This window comes from Streptomyces sp. NPDC057654 (assembly GCF_042800135.1).
GTDB lineage: Bacteria > Actinomycetota > Actinomycetes > Streptomycetales > Streptomycetaceae > Streptomyces.
Map to the genome: position 1 here is coordinate 1 of NZ_JBHVHQ010000617.1, position 5,216 is coordinate 5,216.

The 5,216-nt window shown below is 72.5% G+C and carries 5 protein-coding genes and 1 pseudogene; 5 read left to right on the plus strand and 1 reads right to left on the minus strand.

Going from position 1 to position 5,216, the window contains the following annotated elements:
- Window positions 1-684 (minus strand): response regulator transcription factor (locus ACFU99_RS32000; RefSeq protein ID WP_384398693.1); only part of this gene is annotated, 684 nt, incomplete at its 3' end.
- Window positions 685-812: 128 nt separating this feature from the next.
- Between ACFU99_RS32000 and ACFU99_RS32005 the strand changes: the two genes are divergently transcribed.
- From ACFU99_RS32005 to ACFU99_RS32025, 5 genes and pseudogenes are all read left to right on the plus strand, one after another.
- Window positions 813-1,442, plus strand: coding sequence for a hypothetical protein (locus ACFU99_RS32005; protein WP_384398687.1), 630 nt, complete (start codon window positions 813-815; stop codon window positions 1,440-1,442).
- Window positions 1,429-2,649, plus strand: a complete 1,221-nt coding sequence (locus tag ACFU99_RS32010) for a peptidoglycan-binding protein (RefSeq protein WP_384398689.1) — start codon at window positions 1,429-1,431, stop codon at window positions 2,647-2,649. The genes ACFU99_RS32005 and ACFU99_RS32010 overlap by 14 nt, the downstream gene beginning before the upstream one ends.
- Before the next feature lie 122 nt (window positions 2,650-2,771).
- Window positions 2,772-3,485: an ABC transporter ATP-binding protein gene (locus ACFU99_RS32015; RefSeq protein WP_384398695.1), complete on the plus strand. Its 714-nt coding sequence runs from the start codon at window positions 2,772-2,774 to the stop codon at window positions 3,483-3,485.
- A complete protein-coding gene (locus tag ACFU99_RS32020; RefSeq protein WP_384398691.1) occupies window positions 3,482-4,699 on the plus strand; it encodes an ABC transporter permease in 1,218 nt (405 codons plus the stop codon). Before ACFU99_RS32015 ends, ACFU99_RS32020 begins: the two co-directional genes overlap by 4 nt.
- Before the next feature lie 44 nt (window positions 4,700-4,743).
- Window positions 4,744-5,216: pseudogene (locus ACFU99_RS32025) on the plus strand (1-aminocyclopropane-1-carboxylate deaminase); the annotation flags it as partial.

The following is a 5,216-nucleotide window of genomic DNA, read 5'->3' on the forward strand; positions in this document are numbered from 1 at the left end:
GCCACGGACGGCGCCCGCCGTGAGCTTGTAGCCGACGCCGTAGACGGTGAGGAGCCGGGCGGGCGCGCGGGGGTCGGCCTCGATCTTCTTGCGCAGGTTCAGGATGTGGACGTCGACGGTGCGCGCCGATATGAAGCGGTCGAAGCCGTGCAGTTCGGCCAGGAGCAGCTGGCGGCTGAAGACCCGGCCGGGCTGCGCGGCGAGTGCGACGAGGATGCGGAACTCGCCCGGCGTGCAGTCGACGTCGGCGCCCTCGACGGTGACCAGGTGGCGGTCCGGGTCCACGGTCAGGGCTCCGACGCGCAGGACCGGATCGGGCGCGGGGACGGTGCGTGCGGCGCGGCGCAGCAGGGTGCGGACCCGGGCGACGAGTTCCCGCGGGCTGTAGGGCTTGGTGAGGTAGTCATCGGCGCCCAGGTCGAGGCCGAGCAGCAGATCGTCCTCGGTGGAGCGCGCGGTGAGCATCAGGACGGGCAGCTCGTGTCCTTCGGCTCGCAGGCAGCGGACGACGTCGAGGCCGTCGAGGCGCGGCATCATCACGTCGAGCACGAGCAGGTCGGGCGCGGACCGGTGGAGGTGGTCGAGCGCCTCGCGCCCGTCGCGCACGACGACCACCTTGTGGCCCTCGCGCTCCAGGTAGCGGCGGGCCAGCTCGGCCTGCTTCTCATCGTCCTCGGCGACCATCACGTACGCGTTCACGAGGCCCGAGCCTAGGCCGCCCGCGCGGGCGCGACCGGCCCGGGGAGAGCGGGCTGACAGCATGGCGACACTGGCCTGACAAGTTCTTCATATCCGGCGGCCACGCTCGTGACATGCCGATTTCCACCCCTCGCCGCTCCGCACGGACCGCCTGGCTGTCCGCCGCCTGCGCCCTCGCCCTGACGACCCTGCTCACCGCCTGCGGCGGGGGTGGCGACGACGCGAAGGACAGCAAGGCCGACGGCGTCGCGTCCATCGAGACGGGCAAGCCCGGAGCGGGTGCCAAGGGCGGCTCCGGCGATGCCTCGTCCGACAGCGGCCGTCCCCAGTGGCGCCTCGACTCGACCGACGAGGAGATCGAGACTCTCTGGGTGCGCTACTACGGCTGTCTCAAGGAGAACGGCGTCCACATGACGAACGTGCGCGGCCACGAGCTTCCGGCGCGGCCCGACGGCAAGGTCCTCACCGACAACAGCGTGCAGGAGCCGAAGGCCGCGTACACGAAGTGCAAGATCAAGATGCCGCTGATGCCCGACGTGCTGGACAGCAAGAAGAACCCGAAGTACGAGCAGCAGCTCGCGGCCGACGTGAAGTGCATGCAGGACAAGGGCATGAAGGTCGCCCTCGGTGGCGACAAGGGCACGGAATGGTCCTTCACGGGAAAGCCGTCGGGCCTCAGCAATGCCCAGGAGAACAAGATCGAGAAGGCGTGCGAGCTGGAGGCCTTCGGTGGCAAGCACTGAGTACGAGCCGCCGACGGCCGACGGCGACGCGGCATACGCAGACGCCGCGTACGGAGACGCGGAGTACGCGGACGCGGAATACGCGGACGCCCCCGCGCGTCGCTCCTGGCGGCGCCGTGCCGTTCTCGTGGCCGTCGGCATCCTGGTGGTGGCCGGCGTCGCCGGGGGCGCCGCACTGGTCATCGGCGACGACGGGTCGAAGTCGACCGCCGCCGCCGGCAAGGCGGCCGTCAAGACGGCCGCAGTGCAGCGCACGGACCTCTCCGACACACAGGAGCTGGGCGGCACACTCGGCTACGGGTCCGAGAAGCCCGTCAAGGGCGCCAAGAAGGGCGTGGTGACCTGGCTGCCGGCCAGCGGCGCCACCGTGACCCGCGGCAAGCCCCTGTACAAGGTGGACGACCACCCGGTGCCCGTCTTCTACGGCGCGACCCCGCTCTTCCGCAAGCTGGGCAAGCCGGGCACGAAGGGCCCCGATGTGAAGGTCGTCGCGGACAACCTGCGGGCGCTCGGATACGACTTCGACGGGGTGCCCGGCGGCTCCGGCGGCCAGACCGGGACCGGCGGGGCCGGCGCGGACCAGGGCCGGTTCACCGCTTCGCTGAGCGCCGCGATCAAGCGCTGGCAGAAGCACGTCGGCATGGAACCGACCGGCTCCCTCGATGTCGGCGACGTCCTGGTGCTGCCCGGCCAGGTACGGGTCGGCGTGGTCAAGGCGCAGCTCGGCGACGACGCGGCAGGTCAGCTGCTGACCCTCACGCCGACCTCGAAGGCGGTGACCGTGTCGGTGGATACGACCGACGTCGGTTCCATCAAGAAGGGCGCGAAGGTCTCCGTCATCCTGCCGGACGGCAAGGAGACGCCGGGCGAGGTCAGCGGCATCAGCCGGGTGGCGTCGGGTGGCGGCGCGGATTCGGACACGGATTCGGGCGGCCCCGCCAAGTCGGACGTCACCGTGCATCTCACCGACTCCGCCCCGGGGAAATTCGACGCGGCCTCGGTCCGCGTACGGTTCACCTCGCAGACCCGGCACGACGTACTGACCGTCCCCGTCGGCGCCCTCCTCGCCCTCAGCGAGGGCGGCTACGCGGTGCAGCAACCGGGCGGCGGCCTGATCGCCGTGAAGACCGGGATGTTCTCGCGCGGCATGGTCGAGGTGACGGGCAAGGGCCTGACCGAGGGCACCAAGGTGGTGGTGTCCTCGTGACCCAGGAACCCGCGTACGCCACACCCCACGCCTCGTACCCGCCAGGACCGGACGGCGGGTACGGGAACGTGCCGCCGCACGACGGCTACGAGAACGTGCCACCGCTTGGCGAGTACGAGAGCGTGCCGCCGCATGGCGAGTACGAGAGCGCGCCGCCCGTCCTCGCCGTCCGCGCGGCCTCCCGCCGCTACGCGGGCGGCGTCACGGCCCTCGACCGGGTCTCGCTCACCGTCGAACGCGGCGAACTGCTCGCGATCCTCGGCCCGTCCGGCTCCGGCAAGTCCACGCTGCTCAACCTGATGGGCACCCTGGACCGGCCGACCGAGGGCAGCGTGGAGATCGACGGGCAGGACGTGGCGACGCTCACCGACCGGGAGCTGTCCGCGCTGCGCGGCGGACGGCTCGGCTTCGTCTTCCAGCAGTTCCATCTGACGGAGGGCCTGAGCGCCGCCGAGAACGTCGCGACGGGCCTGCTGTACGCGGGAGTCGCCCGCCGCCGGAGACGGCCGCTGGCCCTGGAGGCGCTGTCCCGCGTCGGCCTCGCGCACCGCGCCGGGCACCGCCCGCACGAGCTGTCGGGCGGCGAGCGCCAGCGGGTGGCCATCGCCCGCGCCCTGGTCAACGGGCCCTCGCTGGTCCTCGCGGACGAACCGACGGGCGCCCTGGACACCGCCAACGGCCGTTCCGTACTCGACCTGCTGACTCAGCTCAACGCGGAGGGCACCACCATCGCCGTCATCACCCACGACCGGGGCATCGCGGCCGAGCTGCCGCGCCGCGTGGAGCTCCTCGACGGCCGCGTGGTCGCCGACACGGCATCCGGGACGTCCTCGTGAGGGCGCGGTCAAGGTCCGTACGCCCCGTACGGCTCTCCCCCGGCGACATCCTGCGGCTCGGCCTGCTCGGCGTGCGGACCCGCAAAATGCGCGCCGCGCTCTCCGCGCTCGGCATCTCCATCGGCATCGCCACCCTGATCCTGGTCATCGGCATCCCGGCCTCCAGCCACAAGGCGCTGATGAACGAACTGTCGGCGCTCGGCACGAACATGCTGCGCGCCGAACCGGTGCCCGACCACAAACCGCCCATACTGCTGCCCGAGAGCTCGGTCGCCTCCGCGCTGCGGGTGGGACCGGTGACCGGGGCCAGCGCGGTCGGCAACACCCATGCGAAGGTGCGCCGTTCGGACCAGGTGCCGGAGAGCGACGGCGCCGGGATCGCCGCGCTCGCGGCGCGCACCGACCTGCTCCCGTCGGTCAACGCCCATATGCAGACCGGCCATTTCCTCGACGCGGCCGGCTCCCACTTCCCCACCGTCGTGCTCGGCCACGACGCGGCGACCCGGCTCGGTATCGACCGGACCATGCTGGGCGGCGGACAGGCGCCCCAAATAGCCATCGGCAAGGACATGTACACCGTCGTCGGCATCCTCGCGCCGGTGCCGCTGGCCGACGAGCTGGACAGCGCGGTCCTGGTCGGCTGGGACGTCGCCCGCAAACGACTGGCCTTCGACGGCCACCCGACGGTCGTCTACGTCAAGGCGCGCGAGGACGCCATCGAGAACGTACGCGACGTCCTCGCGGCGACGCTGAACCCGCAGGAGCCCGCCATGGTGCAGGTCAGCCGCCCCTCGGACGCGCTGGCCGCCAAGCGGGCCACCGAGAACACGTTCTCCGCGCTCTTCCTCGGCCTCGGCGGGGTGGCGCTGCTCGTCGGCGGCGTCGGCGTCGCCAACACCATGGTGATCTCGGTCCTCGAACGGCGCCGGGAGATCGGCCTGCGCCGGGCGCTCGGCGCCAACCGGGGCCAGATCAGGGGCCAGTTCCTCACCGAGTCGGTGGTCCTGAGCGGCCTCGGCGGGGTGGCGGGCACCGTCATCGGGGCCGTGGCGACCCTCGGGTACGCGGCCTGGCGCGACTGGCCGCTCGTGATCCCGCCGGGCGCGGTGGCCGCCGGATTCGGCGGCGCGGTCCTGGTGGGCGTGATCGCGGGCGTCTACCCGTCGGTACGCGCGGCCCGGCTCGCCCCGACGGAGGCACTGGCCACGCAGTGAGCCCCGGCACGCGGCCGTACGGGCTCTGCGGTGAGAATGGGCGGGTGAGCCCGGACCTGGACATCGAGAGCGCCCTGCGGCCGCGGCTGCCGTCGCCGGTGCGGGAGGTGCACGACGAGCGGTTCGCGCGCCGGGGGCTGCGGCTGCTGCTGAAACGGGACGATCTGATCCATCCCGACCTGCCGGGCAACAAGTGGCGCAAGCTCGCGCCCAATCTGCGGGCCGCCGCCGCGGCCGGCCGCCGTACGCTGCTGACCTTCGGCGGCGCGTACTCCAACCACCTGCGCGCCACCGCCGCCGCCGGCCGTCTGCTGGGCTTCGCCACCGTCGGCGTCGTACGCGGCGACGAACTGGCCGGCCGGCCGCTGAACCCCTCCCTCGCCCAGTGCGCCGCCGACGGCATGCGGCTGCTGTTCGTCAGCCGCGGCACGTACCGCCGCAAGGCCGAGCCCGAGGTGCTGGCGGAACTGCTGGCCACGGCCGCCCCCGGCGAGGAGTGCTGCGTCATCCCCGAAGG